Below are 19,764 nucleotides of genomic sequence, written 5' to 3'. Positions count from 1 at the left end.
CAACTCGCGACGTTGTCCACAGATGGCGAACGGGCGGTTACCGGGGAGGCCTCTCGGCCGTTGTCCCGGTAACCGCCCGTTCGCGGTGGTGCAGAGGAACTAGCTCAGGCGCTCGAGCACCATCGCCATGCCCTGGCCGCCGCCGACGCACATGGTCTCGACGCCGAAGGTCTTGTCCTGCTCACGCAGGTTGTTGAGCAGGGTGTTGGTGATGCGGGCACCGGTCATACCGAACGGGTGGCCGAGGGCGATCGCGCCACCGGAGATGTTGATCTTGTCCTCGTCGAGGTTGAGCGCGCGGGCGGATCCGAGGACCTGCACCGCGAACGCCTCGTTGATCTCGTACAGGTCGATGTCCGAGGTGGTCATCTTCGCGTAGCCGAGGGCCTTCTTGACGGCCTCGATCGGGCCGAGGCCCATGATCTCGGGGGACAGGCCGCTCGCTGCGGTGGCGACGACGCGTGCCAGCGGGGTCAGGCCGAGGGCCTTCGCCTTGGTGTCGCTCATGATGACGAGCGCGGCCGCGCCGTCGTTGAGCGGGCAGGCGTTGCCGGCGGTGACGGTGCCGTCGGGACGGAAGACCGGCTTGAGCTGGCTGATCTTGTCGTAGCTGGTGCCTGCGCGCGGGCCGTCGTCGGTGGACACGACGGTGCCGTCGGCGAGGGTGACCGGGGTGATCTCGTTGGCGAAGAAGCCGCGGTTGATGGCCTCCTCCGCGCGGTTCTGGCTGCGGACGCCCCAGCGGTCCTGGTCCTCGCGGCTGATGCCGGTCAGCGAGGCGACGTTCTCCGCGGTCTGGCCCATGGAGATGTAGATGTCGGGGGTCAGGCCGTCCTCGCGGGGGTCCTTCCACGCGACGCCACCCTGCGCGGCCAGCTCGGTGCGGGCCTGCGCGTCGGCGTACAGGGCGTTCTTGGTGTTCGGCCAGCCGTCGGCGGTGCCGGTGGTGAAGGACGAGACGGACTCGACGCCCGCCGAGATGAACACGTCGCCCTCGCCCGCGCGGATCGCGTGCATCGCCATCCGGGTGGTCTGCAGCGAGGAGGAGCAGTAGCGGTTGACGGTGACGCCGGGCAGGAAGTCGTAGCCGATCGCGGTCGCGACGACCTTGGCGATGTTGTAGCCCGACTGGCCGCCGGGCTGGCCACAGCCCATCATCAGGTCGTCGATGTCGGCGGGGTCGAGCTCCGGGATCTTCGCGAGGGCCGCGGCGACCATCTGGGCGGCCAGGTCGTCGGGACGGATGTCCTTGAGCGAACCCTTGCCGGCCCGGCCGATGGGCGAACGTACAGCGGAGACAATGACGGCCTCAGGCATGAGAACTCCTTGCAGTAATCGGGGTGCATGGTGGGTGCCACACACTGTGGATTTGACCCAGACGTTACGTGGCGCTCGCGGCGCGCTGACGACGCCGTCGGTCATCGACGATCTTGAGCACTCCGGAGGTCGGTTCCGGGGCCACCTGATCGGCCCCCGGCTCGCCCCTGCTGGCCCGGCGCTCGGTGTCCCGGCGCCACAGGAACCGGTTCGCGGCCTCGGTGATCCGGGCGGAGATCCGGCGCGACTCCGCGGCCTCGGAGACCTCGGGCAGCTCGGGCAGCGGACCGCCCTCCCATTCCCCGAGCGCGGTGGCGAGCACGGGCAGCAACTGCTGCGCCGCGAGCTCGTACCCGGCCGCCGAGGGATGGAAGTGGTCGGCGGAGAACATGGTGTCCGGGGCGGCAAGGAACTCCGGCGCGAGCAGGTCGGCGAGGGCGACGGGATGGCCGCCGGCTCGCAGCACCGCCGCCGCCTGCGCGCGGGCCAGCCGGTGGCCCCACTCGCGCACCACCGATCGCAGCGGCTGCGGGATCGCCGTGACCACCCCCAGGTCCGGACAGGTACCGACGACCACCACCGCGCCTGCCTGGCGGAGCCGCGCCACCGCGTCGCCGAGCCTGCGGGCGGACGAGTGGATCGAGTTCTTGGCGGTGACGTCGTTGGCGCCCACCAGGATCACCGCTGCGTCCGGTGGTGGGCCCGCGATGAACATGGCATCGACCTGCCCCTTGAGCCCCTTCGAAGTGGCGCCGCCGATCGCCTTGGTGGACAACCAGATCCGCTTGCCCGTCTCCTCGGCGAGGCCGCGGGCGATCCGCACGCCCGGCACCTCGTCGGGGATCGCGCAGCCGACCCCTGCCGCGGTCGAGTCGCCGAAGATCATCAGGTGGATGTCGAATTCCGCGCCAAGGCGCCAGCGCTCGGGCGCGTCGCACCCGGCGGTGTAGATGCCGTCGGCCTCGGGTGGTTTCGCGACGTTGCGGCCGATCACGCCGCGCGCGGCGGTGGCCTGGCCCATCAGGTAGTTGTAGAGCGCCCACGACGCCGTGCCTGCCGAGGACCCCGCGACGACCGCTGCCGCGCTTGCTTTCGCGGCCGTTTTCCATCCGCTGGTGGGCACCGGATCCACCCTCCGCTCGTCGCGAGTGCTACCCGGCCACAAATCTAGTGCGAAAGCTCGCGCGGCGTGGGGTCTGCGCTCGGGGACCCGACATCAAGATCGGAGCGGGCGGAGCGACGCTCGAGGAGGGACCTGGTGTTGCCCCCGTCGCGCGCTCTGGGACCATGTAGGCATGCGCATCGCGGATCATGTCACCGACCTCATCGGAAATACTCCGCTGGTCAAGCTGAACTCGGTGGTCGAGCCCGGCTCGGGCCTGGTGGCCGCCAAGATCGAGTACCTCAACCCGGGCGGCAGCTCCAAGGACCGGATCGCGGTCAAGATGATCGACGCCGCCGAGGCGTCGGGCGAGCTGAAGCCCGGCGGGACCATCGTCGAGCCGACGTCGGGCAACACCGGCATCGGGCTGGCGCTTGTCGCGCAGCAGCGCGGCTACAAGTGCGTCTTCGTCTGCCCGGACAAGGTCAGCGAGGACAAGCGCAACGTCCTCAAGGCCTACGGCGCCGAGGTCGTGGTGTGCCCGACCGCGGTGGCACCGGAGCACCCGGACAGCTACTACAACGTCTCCGACCGGCTGGCGCGGGAGCTGCCCGGCGGCTGGAAGCCCAACCAGTACTCCAACCCGGGCGGGCCGGCGAGCCACTACGAGACCACGGGCCCTGAGATCTGGCGGGACACCGAGGGCAAGATCACGCACTTCGTGGCCGGCGTCGGCACCGGCGGCACGATCACCGGCACCGGTCGCTACCTCAAGGAGGTCTCCGGCGGCAAGGTCAAGGTCATCGGCGCGGACCCGGAGGGCTCGGTGTACTCGGGCGGCACCGGTCGGCCGTACCTGGTCGAGGGCGTCGGCGAGGACTTCTGGCCCACCGCCTACGACCCCTCGGTCCCCGACGAGATCATCGCGGTCTCCGATGCCGACTCCTTCGACATGACGCGGCGCCTTGCCCGCGAGGAGGGCCTGCTGGTCGGCGGCTCCTGCGGCATGGCCGTGGTGGCCGCGCTGCGGGTCGCCGAGCGCGAGCCCGACGCGGTGATCGTGGTGCTGCTGCCCGATGGCGGCCGCGGTTACCTGTCGAAGATCTTCAACGACAAGTGGATGGCCTCGTACGGCTTCCTGCGCACCCCGCTGGACGGCAAGGTCCACGAGCCGACCGTCGGCGACGTGTTGCGGGGCAAGTCGGGCGAGCTGCCCGACCTGGTGCACACGCATCCGTCGGAGACGCTGCGCGACGCGATCGAGATCCTGCGCGAGTACGGCGTCTCGCAGATGCCGGTTGTCGGCGCCGAGCCCCCGGTGATGGCGGGCGAGGTCGCAGGCAGCGTCAGCGAGCGGGACCTGCTCTCGGCGGTGTTCGAGGGCCGGGCGCAGCTGGCCGATCCGGTCGCCAAGCACATGAGCCCGCCGTTCCCGCTGATCGGCTCGGGCGAGCCGGTGACCGCCGCGACCAAGGCGCTCGGCGACTCGGACGCGCTGATGGTGGTCGACGACGGCAAGCCCGTCGGCGTCATCACCCGGCACGACCTGCTCGGATTCCTCAGCGCCGGGGGATAGCTCGACCTGAGCCCGCCCCGCCCGGTGCCGTTAGGATCCCCGCATGGGGGAGATGAGATCTCGGGTGGGGATGGTCGCCGCGGCGACCGCGGTGCTGGTATCCGGATGTTCGACTGTGACCAGCGGGACACCGGTCGCGGAGTCGGAGGGTTCGGACGGCGGTGCCGCGGTGGCGCTGTCCGCGGGCGAAGCGCCGGACTGCGCCACGATGGCCGGGGCGTTGGGTGGCCTGGTGGCAGGAATGTCCCTGGCGAACCAGACCACCCTGCCGGGCTCCACGGACCCGCTCTGCCTGTGGTCGGACGGGGATTTCACAGGAACCCAGCGCAATCTCTTCGTCAGCGTCAAGGCCAACGGGTTCACCGAGGCGATGCTCGAGGCCTCCAGGGGGAAGGCGAGCCTCGGCGTGGTCGACGAGCCGCGCGCCGACGCGCTGGGTGGGCTCGTGATCAAGGTCAACGACACCGTGTACACGCTGACGATGGCCGGCCGCAGTGTCGACGCAGGCAGCCACGGCAGCCAGGGGTACACGGAATCGGAGTACATCGACGGGCTGCTCGCGGTTGCCCGATTACTGACCGAATAGCGGCTCGCTAGGCTTACCGGCATGAGCGAGCACAGCAACGCAGAGCAGGGGTTCTCCACCAGGGCCGTTCACGCCGGGTACGAGCCGGATCCGCTGACCGGTGCGGTGAACGTGCCGATCTACGCCAGCTCGACCTTCGCCCAGGACGGCGTCGGCGGCATGCGGAGCGGGTTCGAGTACGCGCGCACCGGGAACCCGACCCGGCGTCCGCTCGAGGCCAACCTCGCCGCCCTCGAGTCGGGCACCTACGGTCGCGCGTTCGCGTCCGGCATGGCGGCCACGGACTGCCTCCTGCGCTCGGTCCTGCGTCCCGGTGATCACCTGGTGATCCCGAACGACGCCTACGGCGGCACCTTCCGGCTGATCGACAAGGTGTTCACCCAGTGGGGCATCGAGCACACCCCCGCCGCGGTGTCCGATGTCGACGCGGTCCGCGCCGCGATCCGCCCGAACACCAAGCTGGTGTGGGTGGAGACCCCGACCAACCCGCTGCTCAACATCGGCGACATCGAGGCACTCGCAGGGGTCGCGCACGAGGCCGGGGCAAAGCTGGTGGTGGACAACACCTTCGCGTCGCCGTACCTGCAGCAGCCGCTCGGCCTCGGCGCCGACATCGCGCTGCACTCGACCACCAAGTACATCGGTGGGCACTCTGACGTCGTGGGCGGCGCGCTCGTCACCGACGACGAGGAACTCGACACCGCCTTCGCGTTCCTGCAGAACGGCGCGGGCGCGGTGCCCGGCCCGTTCGATGCCTACCTGACCATGCGCGGCATCAAGACCCTCGCGCTGCGGATGGAGCGGCACAGCGAGAACGCCGAGCAGATCGTCGACCTGCTCACCGGCCACGCCGCGGTCTCTCAGGTGATCTACCCCGGCCTCGAGTCGCACCCGGGCCACCAGGTCGCAGCCAAGCAGATGCGCCGATTCGGCGGCATGATCTCGGTGCGCCTCAAGGGCGGCAAGCAGGCCGCGCTCGACTTCTGCTCGCGGACCGAGATCTTCACCCTCGCCGAGTCCCTCGGCGGTGTCGAGTCGCTGATCGAGCACCCCGGCGCGATGACCCACGCGTCGACCGCGGGCTCCGCGCTCGAGGTGCCGGACGACCTGGTCCGGCTCTCGGTCGGCATCGAGGACGCCGCCGACCTCATCGCCGATGTGGAGCAGGCACTGAAGTAGGCAGCTCCGCTGCCCGTGCGCGGTTGACGAGTCTCAGGACTCGTCGACCGCGCACGGGCGCCGCAGGCGCCTTACGCTGGCGCTGTGGAACTCGTGACGAGGGACCAGATCGCGGCGGCGGCCGACCGGCTCGCCCCGGTGATGCGCAGGACACCAATGCTCGCGTCGAGGGTGCTCTCGGAGCGCTGCGCCCACGACGTGTGGCTCAAGTGTGAAAATCTCCAGCGCACAGGCTCTTTCAAACCCCGCGGCGCCTACAACCGGATCGCGAACCTGACCCCCGAGCAGCGGGCGGGCGGCGTGGTCGCGGCCAGCGCGGGCAACCACGCCCAGGGCGTCGCCTGGGCCGCCAGCCGGCTCGGCATCGAGTCCACGGTCTTCATGCCGGTCGGGGCGGCGCTGCCGAAGCTCGTCGCGACCAAGGCGTACGGCGCGACGGTCCACCTGCGCGGGCACACCGTCGACGAGGCGCTCGTGTCCGCCAAGGAGTTCGCCGCCGCGACGGGCGCCGTGCTCATCCACCCGTTCGATCACGTCGACGTGGTCGCGGGCCAGGCCACCGTCGGGCTGGAAATCCTCGAGCAGCTGCCAGCGGTCGGGACCATCGTTGTGCCGACCGGTGGCGGCGGGCTGCTCGCCGGGATCGCGGCGGCGGTCCGGGACTCGGGCCGCCGCGTGCGCCTCGTCGGCGTGCAGGCCGAGCAGGCGGCGGCCTGGCCGAGGTCGCTCGCCGAGGGCGCCCCCGTCGAGGCGGAGGCCCTGTCCACCATGGCCGACGGGATCGCCATCGGGCTCCCGGGTGCGGTGCCGTTCGCACATGTCAACGCCCTGGTGGACGAGGTGGTCACGGTCAGCGAGGACGCGCTGTCCCGGGCCCTGTTGCTGTGCAGCGAGCGGGCCAAGCTGATCGTCGAGCCGGCGGGGGCTGCGGCGGTGGCCGCCCTGATGACCTGCGCGGCGGAGCAACTGCGGCTGGAGGGGCCCGTGTGCGCGGTGCTGTCCGGCGGCAACATCGACCCGTTGCTGCTCACCCACGTGATCACCCACGGTCTGCGGGCCGCCGGACGCTACCTGGTGGTGCGCGTCACCATCCCGGATCGGCCCGGCGGGCTGGTGCGGTTGCTCGGTGTGGTGAGTGCGCGCGGCGCCAGCGTGGTGGACGTGGTGCACTCGCGGACGGCCCGCGACCTCGGCCTGGACGAGGTGGAGGTGCTGCTGACCCTGGAGACCAGGGGCCCGACCACCGGGACGAGGTGCTGGGCGCCCTCGACACCGCCGGCTTCGCCGCGCGGGTGCAGGAGTAGGCGCTCCGCGCCCGTGCGCGGTCAACGAGTCTTCACACTCGTCAACCGCGCACAGGCGGCGCAGCCGCCAGTAGCCGGGCGGAACCCGTTGCGTCGTGGTCGATTCCGACGAAGTCTGCGGCGCCGATCTCGGGCCCGGATCGAATCGCCATGTCGTCAAGCGTAGGCCCGGGCGCTCGCCCCGGTGGCGTTGTTCTCCTGCGTGATGACGCGGTCGATCACGGCCAGCCGCAGAGCCGGGTGACCCGGAAGTCCTGGTCCACCAGCCGGGCGGGCATCCCGAGCTCCTCGAGCCAGGCGAGCGTCTCCTCGCCCCCGAGGACCGCCGCCCTGCTCGCCGCGGCGGCGGCCAGGGCGGAGCCGGCGACCACGGACACGGTGCGCCAGTGCGGCGCCCCGGCGGGATCGGGGTGCAGCGGGCTGACCGTGCTGGCGGTCGCGAGGCCGGAGCCGGACGGGATCGAGACCTGACACGACGGGTCGCCGGGCAGGTCCTCGACCTTGATCTGCCAGCCGCTGAGCGGCTCAGGACCCGCGGTCGCCACGTCGCCGCCGAGGCTGACCAGCACCCCGCAGCCGAGCAGCTCGGCGACGGCGGTGGCGCACCGGTCGGCCGTGACGGAGCGGGCGGTCGCGGACACGTCGAGGGTCAGCCCTGCGGGGAGGGTGACGTCGGGTCCGCGGACGGTCACGGAGCGCCACTGGTCCGGTTGAGTGCCGCCGACGGTGGGGTCGAGGACGCCCGCGGTCAGCTCGGCGGCCAGGAGGGCCCTGCTGACCTGCTCGGCGAGCAGGACACTCACCCGGGTCGTGGTGCCCGCGGACCGGTTGAGCGCCGCGATCTCGGAGTCTTCTCGGGTGGCACTGGTCGCGACATCGGCGGCGGCCAGGTGGCCGCGGACCATGTTCCAGGCGGACTCCAGCATGTCGGGGTCGGCCACGACCACCGTCGCGCGCACGCCCCACATCGACCAGCTCTTCGCGGCCTTGTCCGCCGCGAGGGTCACGACCCGCCCGAGATCACGTCGAACTGCCCGGCTCCCCTGGTGACGATCGGGCCTGCGCCGTTCGAGCGGTTCGAATCGGCGGCGATGACCGTCCCCGAATCCGAGGAGGGGGCGTCTCCGAGCGCGAACGATGTGCCGGTGAGGGATCCGACGCTGAGCGCACCGACGATGCCGGACGCCGCGACGGCGCGGCGGAATCGGGACGTTCGGTGGGGTTGCTCTGCGGGGCGCTCGCTCATGACGACCAGGATCCACCGCGAGCCTGAGAGAGACCTGAGGGTCTGCTGAAATTCTGGTTCTTGGCCTGAAATGTCGCGGCGCGCGGGCATACGCTCCGTGAGTGCGCAGTTTTCCCCGCCCGAAGTGGGCCGATTCGCCGGCAGATGCACAGTCGGCGGCCGCTAACGCCGGACCTGCACGCCGCGATACAGGCGGCGTGTGGGTTCGGGAAACACGGTTCGATCGATGTGATCGAAATCGCCCCGCGGCCGGGTCGGGGGACCTAGCGTTGCACCTGATAACCCGCTCGAAGTTTGGAGTTGCGAATGCCGGTTGATCCAACGGCGGTGATCGTGGCGGTTGCCACTGCCCTCGGCGGCTTCGTTCAGGGAGCCGACATCCCCTTACCGGTGAAGGATCAAGCAGCACAAGCGATTCAGTCTTTCGAGGCGTCGGCTCCCGCGGCGTCGCAGCAGATCAACGACATCATCGGGATGCTGCCCCAGCAGATGCAGGGTCAGGCACAACAGGCCGTCACGGATGCGGCTGCCGCAGTGGAGGATTCGCTCCAGCCGTACCTCCCGCCTGCCCCGCAGATCGCCCCGGGGGCGCCTGCAGTTCCGCCGCCCGCGGTGGTCGCGCCACCGGTGCAGGAGGCGCCGCGCTACACGGCGCCGCCCGCGCTGCAGGCGACCCCCATCGGCGGCGACCCGAGCCGAATGCTGCCGGGCGCGTTGACCGACCTCCCCGAGATGGTGATGGCCCCGATCGGCGCGATCGCGGTCTTCGTGCCGTGGCTGAAGAAGGCGGGTGAGATCTGCGAGGGCATCAAGCCGCCGGTCCTCGCCGCGCTCTATTCGGCGGAGAACGGTTTCCGGTACGGCCCGACGGCGCCGGTGTCCAGGGACGGAGCGCGCGGGCCGGGTCAGTTCATGCCGGGCACCTGGGCCAAGTACGGCAAGGACGCCGACGGCGACGGTAAGGCGGACATCCTCGGCGTCGCGGACTCGGTGATGGCGTCAGGGCACCTACTCTGCGACATGTACACCGAGATCGAGGGCTGGCAGAAGCAGGGCCTGGTCAAGGGCGACACCCTCGATCTGGCCATCGCCGGGTACAACGCGGGGGTCGGGGCCGTTCGGCGGTCCGGCGGGATGCCGTCCGGGCTGCCCGACTACGAGAACCAGACCAAGCCGTACGTGAAGAAGATCCGGGCAACCGAGGCTCGATTCGCGGGGATCCTCACCCCGTTCGTCGGCGGCAACTTCGGCGACGGGATCGGCGGCAAGATCGTCGAGGCCGCGCTCCGCTACCTGGGCCTGCCCTACGTCTGGGGCGGCGGCAACATCAACGGACCCTCCGGCGGTGGCTTCGACTGCTCCGGGCTGACGTCCTACGCGGTATACGCCGCGACCGGTGACCTGCTGAAGCTGCCGCGGACCTCGGAAACCCAGTGGAACGTCGGTGAGGAGATCCCGCTGGCCGAGGCCAGGCCGGGTGACCTGCTGTTCGGCAACTGGCAGTCGGGTGGGCCGGGGCACGTCGCGATCTACATCGGCAACGGGCAGATGGTGCACGCCCCGCAGACCGGTGATGTGGTCCGGGTCGGGCCGGTGTTCGACGGGATGAAGGTCCGCCGGATGGTGTGACGGAGCTCGCCACAGACGAACGAACCCCGGTCCGAGTTGCTCGGACCGGGGTTCATCTGTGCGGTGAGACCGCGGATCAGCTGTGGTACGGCTCCGCGCTGACGAGCGTCACCTGCATGGTGTTGCCGTTGGGGAGCGTGTACTTGCGGGTCTCGCCGACCTTCGCCTCGAGCAGCGCGCTGCCCAGCGGGGAGTTGGGGGAGTAGACCTCGAGCTTGTTGTCGCGGGCACCCTCTTCGCGGGTGGCGATCAGGAACGTCTCGGTGTCGGACTTGTCGCCGTCGTAGTAGACCTTGACCACGGAACCGGGCAGTGCCACACCGGACTGGGTCGGCGCCTCGCCGACCTTCGCGCTGTTGAGCAGCTCCTGGAGCTGGCGGATGCGGGCCTCCTGCTGGCCCTGCTCCTCGCGTGCCGCGTGGTAGCCGCCGTTCTCCTTGAGGTCGCCTTCCTCGCGTCGCTCGTTGATCTCGGCCGCGATGACCGGGCGGTTGGCAATGAGCTGGTCGAGTTCGCTCTTGAGCCGGTCGTGTGACTCCTGGGTAAGCCAGGTCACCTGGGTCTCGGTCATGCTCGATCACTCCTCGTAGTCGGAACCCATCCGGGTCCCCTGGGCGGACCACTGAACTCCAGTGGCCTTCGGCGACGAGAGCGCGCCTACCCCCGGTGGTTGGCTCCCCCCGGTTCGCTCAGTCATGTGAGCGGTGCACCCTGCCGCTATGCATCTGTACGCAAATGCAGCAATACACGGTTCCAAAGCCGGAACCGTGTACCCGAGGATTCTAGCACGAGCAGGGATTTCTCCATGAAAATCGCGCTGGTGCCGGCCCGGGGCGGACTCGCCGGATCAGCCGGTGGTCAGGTACTCCGGGACGGTCGTCCCGCAGCCGTAGATGTCGGCGATGGCGGGGCGCTGAGACGTTCTGATCAGCGTGGTCACGTCGACGGTTCCGCTGTCCGACGGTCCCAGGTACACCTCGCGGCGACCGGTCTCGGAGCCGTCCCTCGACCTGGCCCGCACGATGCAGACGGCGGGCTCGGACGGGTCCTCGCGGGTCACGGTGAACCGGATGCTGATCGTCGACTCGTCCACCAGGTTGTACGCGATCGACTGGCCCTCGACGTCGTCGCCTGCGAACTTGTTGTACGCAAAGAAGGCCAGAGCGAGCCCGAGGAGCACGACGCCGATGCTCAGGATGATCGCCACCACCCGGGATCCGCGCAGATCGCGCGTTGGCGTCGGGTAACGGTCGGCGGGAGGCGTCTCGGTCATATCGCTCAGCTCTCGTACAGCGGCACCGGGCCTGCGGCGGCCCGGTCGGTGTACCTCGCGCGCTGCTGGGGCGGGGCCACGGCTGACGGCAGAAGTACCGGGTGGAACTATAGGGGAAGGACAACGGTGCGTTGTCGGCGGACGTCGGCGTCGGACCACCACGTCGCTACAGGCGAAGCTGAGGTGAAGGAGCACTGTGAGCGGATTGCGTCTCATGGCCGTGCACGCCCATCCCGACGACGAGTCGAGCAAGGGCGCCGCCACCACGGCCCGGTACTCGGCCGAGGGCAACGAGGTTCTTGTGGTGACGCTGACCGGTGGCGAGCGCGGCGACATCCTCAACCCCGCGATGGATGTGCCAGGCGTGCGCGACCGGATCAGCGAGGTGCGCAAGGAGGAGATGGCCGAGGCCGCTCGCATCCTCGGCGTCCAGCAGCTCTGGCTCGGCTTCGTCGACTCCGGGCTGCCCGAGGGCGACCCGCTGCCGCCGCTGCCCGAGGGCTGCTTCGCGTTGGTGCCGCTGGAGGAGTCCACCGAGGCGCTGGTCAAGGTGATCCGCGAGTTCCGCCCGCACGTCATCACCACCTACGACGAGAACGGCGGATACCCGCACCCCGATCACATCCGCTGTCACGAGGTGTCGATGGCCGCGTTCGAGGCCGCGGGCGACCCCGAGCGTTTTCCGGGGGCGGGGGAGCCGTGGGAGCCGCTGAAGCTCTACTACTCGCACGGATTCATCCGTAAGCGCCTGCTGCTGTTCCAGGACGAGTACGACCGCCGCGGCGAGGAGTTCCCGATGGCGGAGTGGCTCAAGAAGTGGCGGACCGAGCAGGGCGACTTGATGGCGCGGGTGACCACCCAGATCGTCTGCGGTGACTACTTTCCGCAGCGTGACGACGCCCTGCGGGCGCACGCCACCCAGATCGACCCCAACGGGTCGTTCTTCGCGGTGCCGCTGGACATTCAGCAGAAGATCTGGCCGACCGAGGAGTTCGAGCTCGCGAAGACGAGGGTGCGCACCGCGATCCCGGAGTCGGACCTGTTCGCAGGCATCGACCACGTCGGCTACGGCCACCCTGAGGAGAAGAAGTGATCTTGGCAAGTGCGGCCGGCTGGCTGGCACAGACCCCCAGTAACCCGGTCGGGCCGGAGTTCGGCAAGGCGTCACCGATCGGCTTCGTCATCATCGTCGCCCTGCTCGTCGGCACGGTGCTGCTGGTCCGCTCGATGAACAAGCAGCTCCGCAAGCTGCCCGACACCTTCGAGCCGGAGCATCCCGAGGCCGACCAGGCCGCGGACGAGGGCACCGATCGGGGCGCGGCGGGCGAGGCGCCCACCGACGGGAAGAACGCCGAACCGCCGACCGGCTCGGCGAGCTAGGCAGCGCGCCATGTCGGCCCTGGCCCGAAACACTCTCGGCGGGGCGACGAGCCCCTACCTGCGTCAGCACGCCGACAATCCCGTGCACTGGCAGCAGTGGGGCCAGGAGGCGCTGGAGTGGGCGCGCGAGCGCGACGTGCCGATCCTGCTCTCTGTCGGCTACTCCGCCTGCCATTGGTGTCACGTGATGGCCCACGAGTCCTTCGAGGACGAGGCGACCGCGGCGCTGATGAACGAGAACTTCGTCTGCATCAAGGTGGACCGCGAGGAGCGGCCGGACCTCGACGCGGTCTACATGAACGCGACGGTCGCGATGACCGGCCAGGGCGGCTGGCCGATGACCTGCTTCCTGACCCCCTCGGCGGAGCCGTTCTACTGCGGCACCTACTACCCGACGGTGCCGCGCGGTGGGATGCCGTCGTTCACTCAGCTGCTCGAGGCCATCGCGGACACCTGGCGGGGCAGGCGCGGGGAGGTGGAGGAGGCGTCCGCCGCGATCACGGCGCAGCTGACCGCCAACGCAGCCGGGGTTCCAGGGGGGCAGGTGGTCCTCGACGCGAACCTGCTGGACGCAGCGATCGTCGCCGCACTGCGCGACGAGGACCAGGACAGGGGCGGATTCGGGGCGGCGCCCAAGTTTCCGCCGTCCGCGCTGATGGAGGGGCTGCTGCGCGGCTACGAGCGCAGCGGGGACGCGAGAGTGCTTGCCGCGGTGGAACGTACCGCGGAGGCGATGGCGCGCGGCGGGATCTACGACCAGCTGGGCGGTGGGTTCGCGCGCTACTCGGTGGATGCCGACTGGGTGGTCCCTCACTTCGAGAAGATGCTCTACGACAACGCCCAGCTGTTGCGGGCGTATGCCCACCTGGGCCGGCGGACTGGGTCGGCGCTGGCGATCCGGGTGGCCGAGGAGACGGTCGAGTTCCTGCTGCGGGATCTGCGCACCGAGTCCGGCTGTTTCGCCTCGGCGCTGGACGCCGACACCGACGGCATCGAGGGCCTGACCTACGCGTGGACCCCGGACGAGCTGCTCTCGGTCCTGGGCTTCGAGGACGGTGTGTGGGCCGCCGGGCTGCTGGCCGTGAGCTCCGCGGGCACCTTCGAGGCGGGCACCTCAGTGCTGCAGCTGCCGGCGGATCCCGAGGACCCCGCGCGCTGGGATTCGGTGCGGTCGAGGCTGTTCGAGGCGCGGTCGGGTCGCCCGCAGCCGGGGCGCGACGACAAGGTCGTCACCGCCTGGAACGGTCTCGTGGTCACGGCCCTGGCCGAGGCGGGCGCCGGGCTCGGTCGCCCCGAGTGGGTCGAGGCCGCGGCGCACTGCGCCAGGACGCTCCTCGGCGAGCATCTGGTCGACGGTCGGCTGCGCCGGGCCTCGCTCGGCGGGGTGGTCGGCGACGCGGCCGCGGTGCTCGACGATCACAGCGCCATGGCGGTCGGGCTGCTCGCCCTGCACCAGGCGACCGGCGACCTCGAATGGCTCACCCGCGCAGAGGAACTCATCGACCTGGCGATCGACCACTTCGCCGATCCCGACGAGCCGGGCAGTTGGTTCGACACTGCCGACGACGCCGAGGCCCTGATCACCCGCCCGCGCGACCCCTTCGACGGGGCGACGCCGTCGGGGGCATCCACGATGGCGGAGGCGTTGCTGGCCGCCGCCGCGCTGGCCGGTCCCGAGCGTTCCGCCCGGTACGCCGCGGCGGCCGCGGACAGCCTGGACCGAGGGGCACTGTTGCTCGCGCGGGCGGCCAGGTCTGCGGGGCACTGGCTGGCCGTGGCCGAGGCCTCGGTGCGCGGACCGATCCAGGTGGCGGTGTCGATGACCGGCGACGGCGCCGACCTGCTGGACGCGGCCCGTCGCGAGGCGCCGGGTGGCGCGGTGGTGATCGGCGGTGCACCGGACACGTCGCCGCTGCTCGTCGACCGCCCGCTGGTCGACGGCGAACCGGCCGCCTACGTGTGTCGAGGGTTCGTCTGCGACCGGCCGGTGTCCGACGCCGAGGAGTTGCGTGGACTGCTGGGCTTCCCCGCGCCGTAGCGGCCGCTAGGAGGGTTCAGCCGCCGGTGGCCGCGCGAATCGTGGGCCACGACCTGCCGAGTTCGTCCCGCCAGTAGGGCCATGCGTGCAGCCCCACGGGGGAGGCGCCGCGGGTGACGTGGGCGCCTGCCTCGCGCAGGGTCTGGGCGAGCTGGTCGGTGCACAGCGAGACGGCGAATTCCATCACGCCGCCGACCACGAGCGACTGTGCGAAGCCGGGGGCGTTCGGGTTCTCGTGCGGTCCGGGCAGCCCGGAACCGGAGGACAGGTACACGGGCTTGCCCGCCAGCCGTGGGGCTCCGAGAAACACGTCGTGCGAGCGCCACGCCTCGCTGCCGGGTGGCCCCCACATCTGGTCGGAGGTCCCGTTGCCGTTGATGACCACGAGATCGGTCAGTGCCTTGCCCGCCGGTCCCTCGGTGAGATAGCAGCCGCTGTATCCGACGGCGCCGTCGTAGACCTCGGGCGCCCGCTCGGCGAGCATCATCGCCGCGGTGGCACCCATCGAGATCCCGCCGATCGCGTTGCGGCCGTTGGTGCCGAACCGGGCGTCGATCAGCGGCGGCAGTTCCCGGGACAAGAACGACTCCCATTGGGTGCGACCGAATTTCGGGTGGTCCTGTACCCAGTCGGTGTACATGCTGCCGGTGCCGCCGATCGGGAAGACGACGTTGACGTCCTTGTCGGCGAAGAACGCCGCCGCATCGCCCCGAGCGGGGTCGAGCCAGTTGTTGTCGTCGACCTGTCCGGAATTGCCGTCGAGCAGGTAGTAGACGCCGTGGGGTCGGCTGCGGTCGGCGGCGGGAAGCACCTTCACCGGCACCTCGCGTCGCATCGCGGGGGAGGCGACCTGTAGCAACATCACGCCACCGCTCAGCTCGGTGGCGCTGGTGACGGCGGGTGTGGCGTCCGCAGCCACCGGGACGTAAGCCGGGACCGCGGTCTGCGTCGCGGCAGCAGGCGCGGCCAGGACCGCAACCGCGATCGCCGCGATCGCTGTCGATGTTTTTCGCATGCCGCCTCAGATCCCGAGCGAACGGGCGATCATCGGCCACGACCCGTGGAGGTCGTCCTGCCAGTAGCCCCACGAGTGGGTTCCGGCGGGCCGGAAGTCGAAGACCACGTTGTCCATGCCGAGTTCGCGGGTGCGGTCGGCGAGCCTGTGGGTGCAGTAGTTGGTGGCGGACTCGATCACGCCGCCGACCACGATCTGACTGCCAAGGGTGAGTGGGTTGCCCTTCAGCCTCGGGTTGCCCAACGTGTCGTGCGGGCCAGGCAACCCGCTGCCGTTGGAGACGTAGATGGGGATGCGCGGCAGCCTGGCCGCGTTCACGTAGGGGTCGCGGGCGGTCCACTCGGGATCGCCGGGCGGCCCCCACATGTTCTCCGCCTTCCCGCTGCCCGCCCCGACCACCATCGTCACGAACTGGCGCCCCGGCATCTCGCTGGTCATCGCGCAGCCACTGTAGGAGGCGACGCTGCGATAGAGCGTCGGAGCCTGGATGGCGAGGTCGAGCACGGCGGTGCCCGTCATGGACAGGCCCGCCAGCGAGTTCTCGCCGGTGGTGGCGAAAGCGGAGTCGATCACCGGCGGGAGCTCCCGCGTCAGGAACGTGGTCCACATGTTCCTGCCGTTGTTGTCGTTGGTCTTCGCCAGACCGGGATCCGGGTTACGCCAGTCGGTGTAGTAGCTGAACGCGCCCTCCATCGGGGTCACCACGGTGACGTGCTTGTCCGCGAAGAACTGGGCGACGTCGGTCTGCGCCTGCCAGGACGCGCCGTCCTCGCCGCCGCCAGCCCCGTTGAGCAGGTACAGCGTCGGCGCCGGGCGGTCCATGTCCTTCGGGCGCAGCACCTGAAGCGGGATGTTCCGGTCCATCGAGGGCGAATAGACCTCGATGTCGACGCGCCGGTCGGGGCCCTGGTGCTCGCTGACGATCGCGGCCCCGGCTGGCTGGGCGGCTGCGGTCGGCGCACCGGCGACGGCGATCGCCGTGCACACCCCGAGGATCAGGGTCGCGGAAACACCGCGTCGGCGCCGCGCGGGCATCTCGCTGTGGCTGTCCATCTGGCTCCTCCTGATCACGCAGGGAAGGCGGCGGGGTCTTGCCCGGCTCGGGCCCGCGTGGGGAGAACCCGCGCGGGCCCGAGGTCACACTCGATGTCGAACGAGGCTACTTACCGGCTCCCGGCGTGCCGCCGCTGAGCGCGATCAGCGCGTTGATCACCTTTTGGCCGTTGTCGTTCATGCTCGTCACGATGGGTCCGAGCACTTCACCGATCGATCCCATTTCTCTCCTCAAGGTAGGACGAGGGTCGTCACATCCACCCCGCGTGGTCGAAAGTGGTGTCGCAGTTGGTGTTACAACGAATTCGCGCGGTCGCGGAGACCGCCCCGTGTATCAGGCGGGCGGCGTCCCCACGCTGCCCTCCACCGATCCCATGAAGACCTCGAACAACCCGTCAGCGGCCATCATCGACCCCAGCCCGGGGATGATCGCCCCGATGATGTCTCCCAAAGACCCCACGTGTGCCTCCTCAAGTCATACCTCGGATGCGGTGCGTGATCTCGCCAGTGATTCCGCGGGCTCATGCACCGTTCGGATCGTCACGACCGGTTGGTTCGTGACGTCAGAACGGTAACAACGAGCTAATGATTGTGTAGTGAATTCGCAAAGTTTCGTGACCTTGGGTAACGGATAGGTCGCGGCGGGGCTCAGATGCCGACTTCGCGTGCCCGCTCCGCGAGGTCGCGGAGCGAGTCACGCAGGAGGTCCCGGTAGCGGTCCGTGTCGGGCATCATCGCGGCGTCCGTGCTGAAGGACAGCGCGACCCCGTCGCCGCGGGAGGACACGATCAGGTGCCGAAGGCCCGAGCCGTCGAGGATCTCGAGGATGCCGAACGTCCGGACCAGCGGGGCCGAGCGCAGCAGCAGGTCATCCCCTGCCCACGGGACGTTGCTGATCATGGTGTTGTACCGCTCGACGGTGGGGCCGGAATGGTTCTTGAAGGCCTTGGCCCGGCCGGCGAGCCGCAGCAGGAGCGCAGGCGAGGACTCGATCCGCCGCGCCGAGCGTCGCACGTGCTCGTTGCGGCTGCGCAGCTTCTCCATGCGCACGGAGGCGCCGATCGCCCGCAGCCGCTCGAGCGGGTCGCCGATGTCGGTGTGCAGATCCACCGCCATCAACGCGAGGTGGGTCGCGCGGGTGCCCTCGGGGCCGTCTGCGACGCCCTTTCCGGTGCCGCGCAAGGACATCGGGACCATGGCGGCCAGCGAACCGCCCGGTGACTCGTCCTGCTCGGCCAGGTAGGTGCGGAGTGCGCCCGAGATCGTCGCCAGCATCACGTCGTTGACCGTCGCGCCGTCGGCCGCCGCCTGTGCCGCCCTGATCTGGTCGCCGGGAAGGATCACCAGGTCGAAGGTCAGCTCGGCTGAGATCGGGCGGTTGAAGCGGCAGGACGGGCGCGACAATGCCGGTTCGACGATGGTCCCGTCGGCCACCTCGGCCCGGATGCGCTCATCGGCGGCGCCGGCTGCCGCGAGGCCGCGGCGAAAGCGCAGGCACTGCAACGGGAGTGAGGCGAGCGCGCGCGTCACCGCGGTGGTGGTCGACCAGCCGCGCGGCCGGGTGGGGACGGGCGGGTGCGCGGTGTCCGGCCCGAACAGCCGCCGCCCGAGGTCTCGCGTGGCGATCCCGTCACCGGCGCTGTGATGGAACTTGAGCACGGCCGCCGTCATGCGGTCAGGGTCCCCGGCAGACGTCGGGTCACAGCGAAGGCTCCGCTCCCGCGTGGTGACACCGGTGATGAAGTGCAACTCCCACGGGGGACGCGTCAGGTCGATCGGGGCGTCTGCGATGCGGGAGATCTTTCGCCGCAACGGATCCCAGCCCGGGTCCTCGACCGGCGACACGTGGACGTGGTCGCGCAGGTTCATCCGGGGGTCGGGCGCCCAGTACGGCAGGTCGAGGTCGAGCGGCACCCGTCGTAGCCGGCGCGTGAACATCCCGGCGTGGCCGAGGCGCTCCCGCATCCAGGCGATCGCCTCGGGTTCGGTCAGCGGCGCTGGCTCGGCGGACGTGTCGAACAGGTACACCACGACGATGTTCGAGCGGTGACGTGACGACTCGCTGTACACGAACTCGGCATCCTGCGGCGCCAACTGCGTGACCCCGGCCCCCGATGCCCTCACCGCTCTCCCTCCCATGCGTGCAGAGCGACGGACCGGCGCAGGGCCCGCCGCGGTTCGTGTCCCAGGCTAAGCACATCGCGCCGTCCCGGGGTCACATTGCCGCAATCCGGATCACTGGATTCGACGGGTCGCCGGTGCCCGATCCGGGCCTGGGGTGTCGTCGGGCGTGCTCAGCCGAGGACGACGAGCCATACCGCGATGTAGTGGCACAGCGCCGCGATCACCGTGCCCGCGTGGAAGAACTCGTGGTGGCCGAAGGTGTCGGGCCAGGGGTTCGGCCACTTGGTGGCGTAGAGGATGGCGCCGACGCTGTAGAGCACCCCGCCGACCGCGAGCAGGATCAGCGGTAGCCAGCCGACCTCGTCGACGAGTTGTCCCGCGACCGGCACGATCGCCCAGCCGAGGATCAGGTAGAGCGGGACGCCGACCCAGCGTGGCGCGGTGGGCCACAGCATCTTCATGGCCACCCCTGCCAGTGCGCCGGTCCACACAACGGCCAGCAGCGTCCGGCCGGTCTCGGGCGGAAGCGCGAGCAGCGCGAACGGGGTATAGCTGCCCGCGATGAACAGGAAGATCATCGAGTGGTCGGCGCGCTTCATCCAGATCCGGCCGCGCGTGGTCGCCCAGTGCACCCGGTGGTACGTGGCACTCACGCCGAACACCCCACAGACCGTTACGGAGTAGATCGCGGTCGCGACTGCGGCCCGGCCGGATTCCTGCGCTGCGGCGGCGACGAGCACGGCGCACGCGATCACCGCGGCCACGAATGCCCACAGGTGGATCCAGCCCCGCATCCGCGGCTTCGCCGGCGGCGCTGCGAGGTCGAGTTCGGACATTGCTGCTCCCGGGCGGTCGTGAACCTACGGTTGCGTAGGTTCGGGCGTCGGTCGCCACTGTAGCGGCCGCAGGAACCGCCGGAAACGGGGTGAGACGACGATTACA

18 protein-coding genes and 1 pseudogene are annotated in these 19,764 nt (G+C 70.2%); 8 read left to right on the top strand and 11 right to left on the bottom strand.

The genetic code is table 11. The features are described from left to right. Positions 1–99 precede the first annotated feature (99 nt). Together BTZ20_RS20015 and BTZ20_RS20010 are read right to left on the bottom strand one after the other, a co-directional pair. Complete coding sequence (locus BTZ20_RS20015; protein WP_077042563.1) at positions 100–1,317, bottom strand: acetyl-CoA C-acetyltransferase; 1,218 nt, start codon at positions 1,315–1,317, stop codon at positions 100–102. Between the two features lie 64 nt (positions 1,318–1,381). Continuing rightward, positions 1,382–2,440, bottom strand: a complete 1,059-nt coding sequence (locus tag BTZ20_RS20010; RefSeq protein ID WP_083742972.1) for an SGNH/GDSL hydrolase family protein — start codon at positions 2,438–2,440, stop codon at positions 1,382–1,384. Between the two features lie 172 nt (positions 2,441–2,612). Between BTZ20_RS20010 and BTZ20_RS20005 the strand changes: the two genes are divergently transcribed. The 4 genes and pseudogenes from BTZ20_RS20005 (at position 2,613) to ilvA (ending at position 7,064) form a co-directional block, all read left to right on the top strand. Further along, on the top strand, positions 2,613–3,995 hold the full coding sequence (locus tag BTZ20_RS20005) for a cystathionine beta-synthase (protein ID WP_077042562.1): 1,383 nt from the start codon (positions 2,613–2,615) through the stop codon (positions 3,993–3,995). A 43-nt stretch (positions 3,996–4,038) separates the two neighbouring features. Continuing rightward, complete coding sequence (locus tag BTZ20_RS20000; RefSeq protein ID WP_145982364.1) at positions 4,039–4,581, top strand: hypothetical protein; 543 nt, start codon at positions 4,039–4,041, stop codon at positions 4,579–4,581. A 21-nt stretch (positions 4,582–4,602) separates the two neighbouring features. Continuing rightward, positions 4,603–5,760 (top strand): cystathionine gamma-synthase, encoded by a 1,158-nt coding sequence (locus tag BTZ20_RS19995; protein ID WP_077042560.1) that lies wholly within the window; start codon positions 4,603–4,605, stop codon positions 5,758–5,760. 141 nt (positions 5,761–5,901) lie between these two features. Continuing rightward, positions 5,902–7,064, top strand: a pseudogene (gene ilvA, locus BTZ20_RS19990) (threonine ammonia-lyase). 218 nt (positions 7,065–7,282) lie between these two features. On the opposite strand, the gene BTZ20_RS19985 reads toward ilvA, so the two are convergent. After that, positions 7,283–8,071 (bottom strand): FAD:protein FMN transferase, encoded by a 789-nt coding sequence (locus BTZ20_RS19985; protein WP_223263429.1) that lies wholly within the window; start codon positions 8,069–8,071, stop codon positions 7,283–7,285. Beyond that, a complete protein-coding gene (locus tag BTZ20_RS19980) occupies positions 8,068–8,310 on the bottom strand; it encodes a hypothetical protein (RefSeq protein WP_077042559.1) in 243 nt (80 codons plus the stop codon). Before BTZ20_RS19980 ends, BTZ20_RS19985 begins: the two co-directional genes overlap by 4 nt. Before the next feature lie 306 nt (positions 8,311–8,616). Between BTZ20_RS19980 and BTZ20_RS19975 the strand changes: the two genes are divergently transcribed. Beyond that, positions 8,617–9,939: a bifunctional lytic transglycosylase/C40 family peptidase gene (locus tag BTZ20_RS19975; protein ID WP_077042558.1), complete on the top strand. Its 1,323-nt coding sequence runs from the start codon at positions 8,617–8,619 to the stop codon at positions 9,937–9,939. Positions 9,940–10,015: 76 nt separating this feature from the next. Here the strand turns inward: BTZ20_RS19975 and greA are convergent, their stop codons facing one another. Both greA and BTZ20_RS19965 read right to left on the bottom strand, forming a co-directional pair. Beyond that, on the bottom strand, positions 10,016–10,510 hold the full coding sequence (gene greA / locus BTZ20_RS19970) for a transcription elongation factor GreA (protein ID WP_077042557.1): 495 nt from the start codon (positions 10,508–10,510) through the stop codon (positions 10,016–10,018). Positions 10,511–10,786: 276 nt separating this feature from the next. Next, on the bottom strand, positions 10,787–11,212 hold the full coding sequence (locus tag BTZ20_RS19965; protein ID WP_077042556.1) for a DUF4307 domain-containing protein: 426 nt from the start codon (positions 11,210–11,212) through the stop codon (positions 10,787–10,789). 196 nt (positions 11,213–11,408) lie between these two features. On the opposite strand from BTZ20_RS19965, the gene mca reads away from it, so the two are divergent. Genes mca through BTZ20_RS19950 form a run of 3 tightly spaced genes read left to right on the top strand, consistent with a single transcriptional unit; the run spans position 11,409 to position 14,630 of the window. Beyond that, entirely contained in the window at positions 11,409–12,305 is an 897-nt protein-coding gene (gene mca, locus BTZ20_RS19960) for a mycothiol conjugate amidase Mca (RefSeq protein ID WP_077042555.1), read from the top strand. Beyond that, positions 12,302–12,592 (top strand): hypothetical protein, encoded by a 291-nt coding sequence (locus BTZ20_RS19955; protein ID WP_077042554.1) that lies wholly within the window; start codon positions 12,302–12,304, stop codon positions 12,590–12,592. Before mca ends, BTZ20_RS19955 begins: the two co-directional genes overlap by 4 nt. A 10-nt stretch (positions 12,593–12,602) precedes the next feature. Beyond that, positions 12,603–14,630 (top strand): thioredoxin domain-containing protein, encoded by a 2,028-nt coding sequence (locus BTZ20_RS19950; protein ID WP_077042553.1) that lies wholly within the window; start codon positions 12,603–12,605, stop codon positions 14,628–14,630. Between the two features lie 16 nt (positions 14,631–14,646). Here BTZ20_RS19950 and BTZ20_RS19945 read toward each other — a convergent pair whose 3' ends face one another. The 5 genes from BTZ20_RS19945 to trhA all read right to left on the bottom strand — a co-directional run bounded on the left by BTZ20_RS19945 (position 14,647) and on the right by trhA (position 19,658). Beyond that, positions 14,647–15,645, bottom strand: coding sequence for an alpha/beta hydrolase (locus tag BTZ20_RS19945; RefSeq protein ID WP_077042552.1), 999 nt, complete (start codon positions 15,643–15,645; stop codon positions 14,647–14,649). Positions 15,646–15,651: 6 nt separating this feature from the next. Then, the gene (locus tag BTZ20_RS19940) at positions 15,652–16,698 is read right to left on the bottom strand and encodes an alpha/beta hydrolase (RefSeq protein WP_223263428.1); all 1,047 of its coding nucleotides are present in this window, start codon (positions 16,696–16,698) and stop codon (positions 15,652–15,654) included. A gap of 334 nt (positions 16,699–17,032) precedes the next feature. Further along, a complete protein-coding gene (locus BTZ20_RS29255; protein WP_257017520.1) occupies positions 17,033–17,158 on the bottom strand; it encodes a hypothetical protein in 126 nt (41 codons plus the stop codon). 188 nt (positions 17,159–17,346) lie between these two features. Beyond that, entirely contained in the window at positions 17,347–18,822 is a 1,476-nt protein-coding gene (locus BTZ20_RS19935) for a wax ester/triacylglycerol synthase domain-containing protein (RefSeq protein ID WP_189636516.1), read from the bottom strand. Between the two features lie 170 nt (positions 18,823–18,992). Further along, positions 18,993–19,658: a PAQR family membrane homeostasis protein TrhA gene (trhA, locus tag BTZ20_RS19930; protein WP_077042550.1), complete on the bottom strand. Its 666-nt coding sequence runs from the start codon at positions 19,656–19,658 to the stop codon at positions 18,993–18,995. Between the last annotated feature and the right edge of the window lie 106 nt (positions 19,659–19,764).

Origin of the sequence: Rhodococcus sp. MTM3W5.2 (assembly GCF_001984015.1) — a bacterium.
GTDB lineage: Bacteria > Actinomycetota > Actinomycetes > Mycobacteriales > Mycobacteriaceae > Rhodococcus_G > Rhodococcus_G oryzae.
The sequence above is the reverse complement of the archived record's forward strand: the minus strand, read 5'-3'. Positions and strand labels throughout refer to the sequence as shown.

What these genes read in the sequence shown, in the direction of transcription:
- greA (WP_077042557.1), bottom strand. Translation starts at nt 10,510, where the DNA reads ATGACCGAGACCCAGGTGACCTGGCTTACCCAGGAGTCACACGACCGG.
- BTZ20_RS19965 (WP_077042556.1), bottom strand. Translation starts at nt 11,212, where the DNA reads ATGACCGAGACGCCTCCCGCCGACCGTTACCCGACGCCAACGCGCGAT.
- BTZ20_RS19940 (WP_223263428.1), bottom strand. Translation starts at nt 16,698, where the DNA reads ATGGACAGCCACAGCGAGATGCCCGCGCGGCGCCGACGCGGTGTTTCC.
- BTZ20_RS20000 (WP_145982364.1), top strand. Translation starts at nt 4,039, where the DNA reads ATGGGGGAGATGAGATCTCGGGTGGGGATGGTCGCCGCGGCGACCGCG.
- BTZ20_RS19980 (WP_077042559.1), bottom strand. Translation starts at nt 8,310, where the DNA reads ATGAGCGAGCGCCCCGCAGAGCAACCCCACCGAACGTCCCGATTCCGC.
- BTZ20_RS19995 (WP_077042560.1), top strand. Translation starts at nt 4,603, where the DNA reads ATGAGCGAGCACAGCAACGCAGAGCAGGGGTTCTCCACCAGGGCCGTT.
- BTZ20_RS20005 (WP_077042562.1), top strand. Translation starts at nt 2,613, where the DNA reads ATGCGCATCGCGGATCATGTCACCGACCTCATCGGAAATACTCCGCTG.
- trhA (WP_077042550.1), bottom strand. Translation starts at nt 19,658, where the DNA reads ATGTCCGAACTCGACCTCGCAGCGCCGCCGGCGAAGCCGCGGATGCGG.
- BTZ20_RS19975 (WP_077042558.1), top strand. Translation starts at nt 8,617, where the DNA reads ATGCCGGTTGATCCAACGGCGGTGATCGTGGCGGTTGCCACTGCCCTC.
- BTZ20_RS19950 (WP_077042553.1), top strand. Translation starts at nt 12,603, where the DNA reads ATGTCGGCCCTGGCCCGAAACACTCTCGGCGGGGCGACGAGCCCCTAC.
- BTZ20_RS20015 (WP_077042563.1), bottom strand. Translation starts at nt 1,317, where the DNA reads ATGCCTGAGGCCGTCATTGTCTCCGCTGTACGTTCGCCCATCGGCCGG.
- BTZ20_RS19945 (WP_077042552.1), bottom strand. Translation starts at nt 15,645, where the DNA reads ATGCGAAAAACATCGACAGCGATCGCGGCGATCGCGGTTGCGGTCCTG.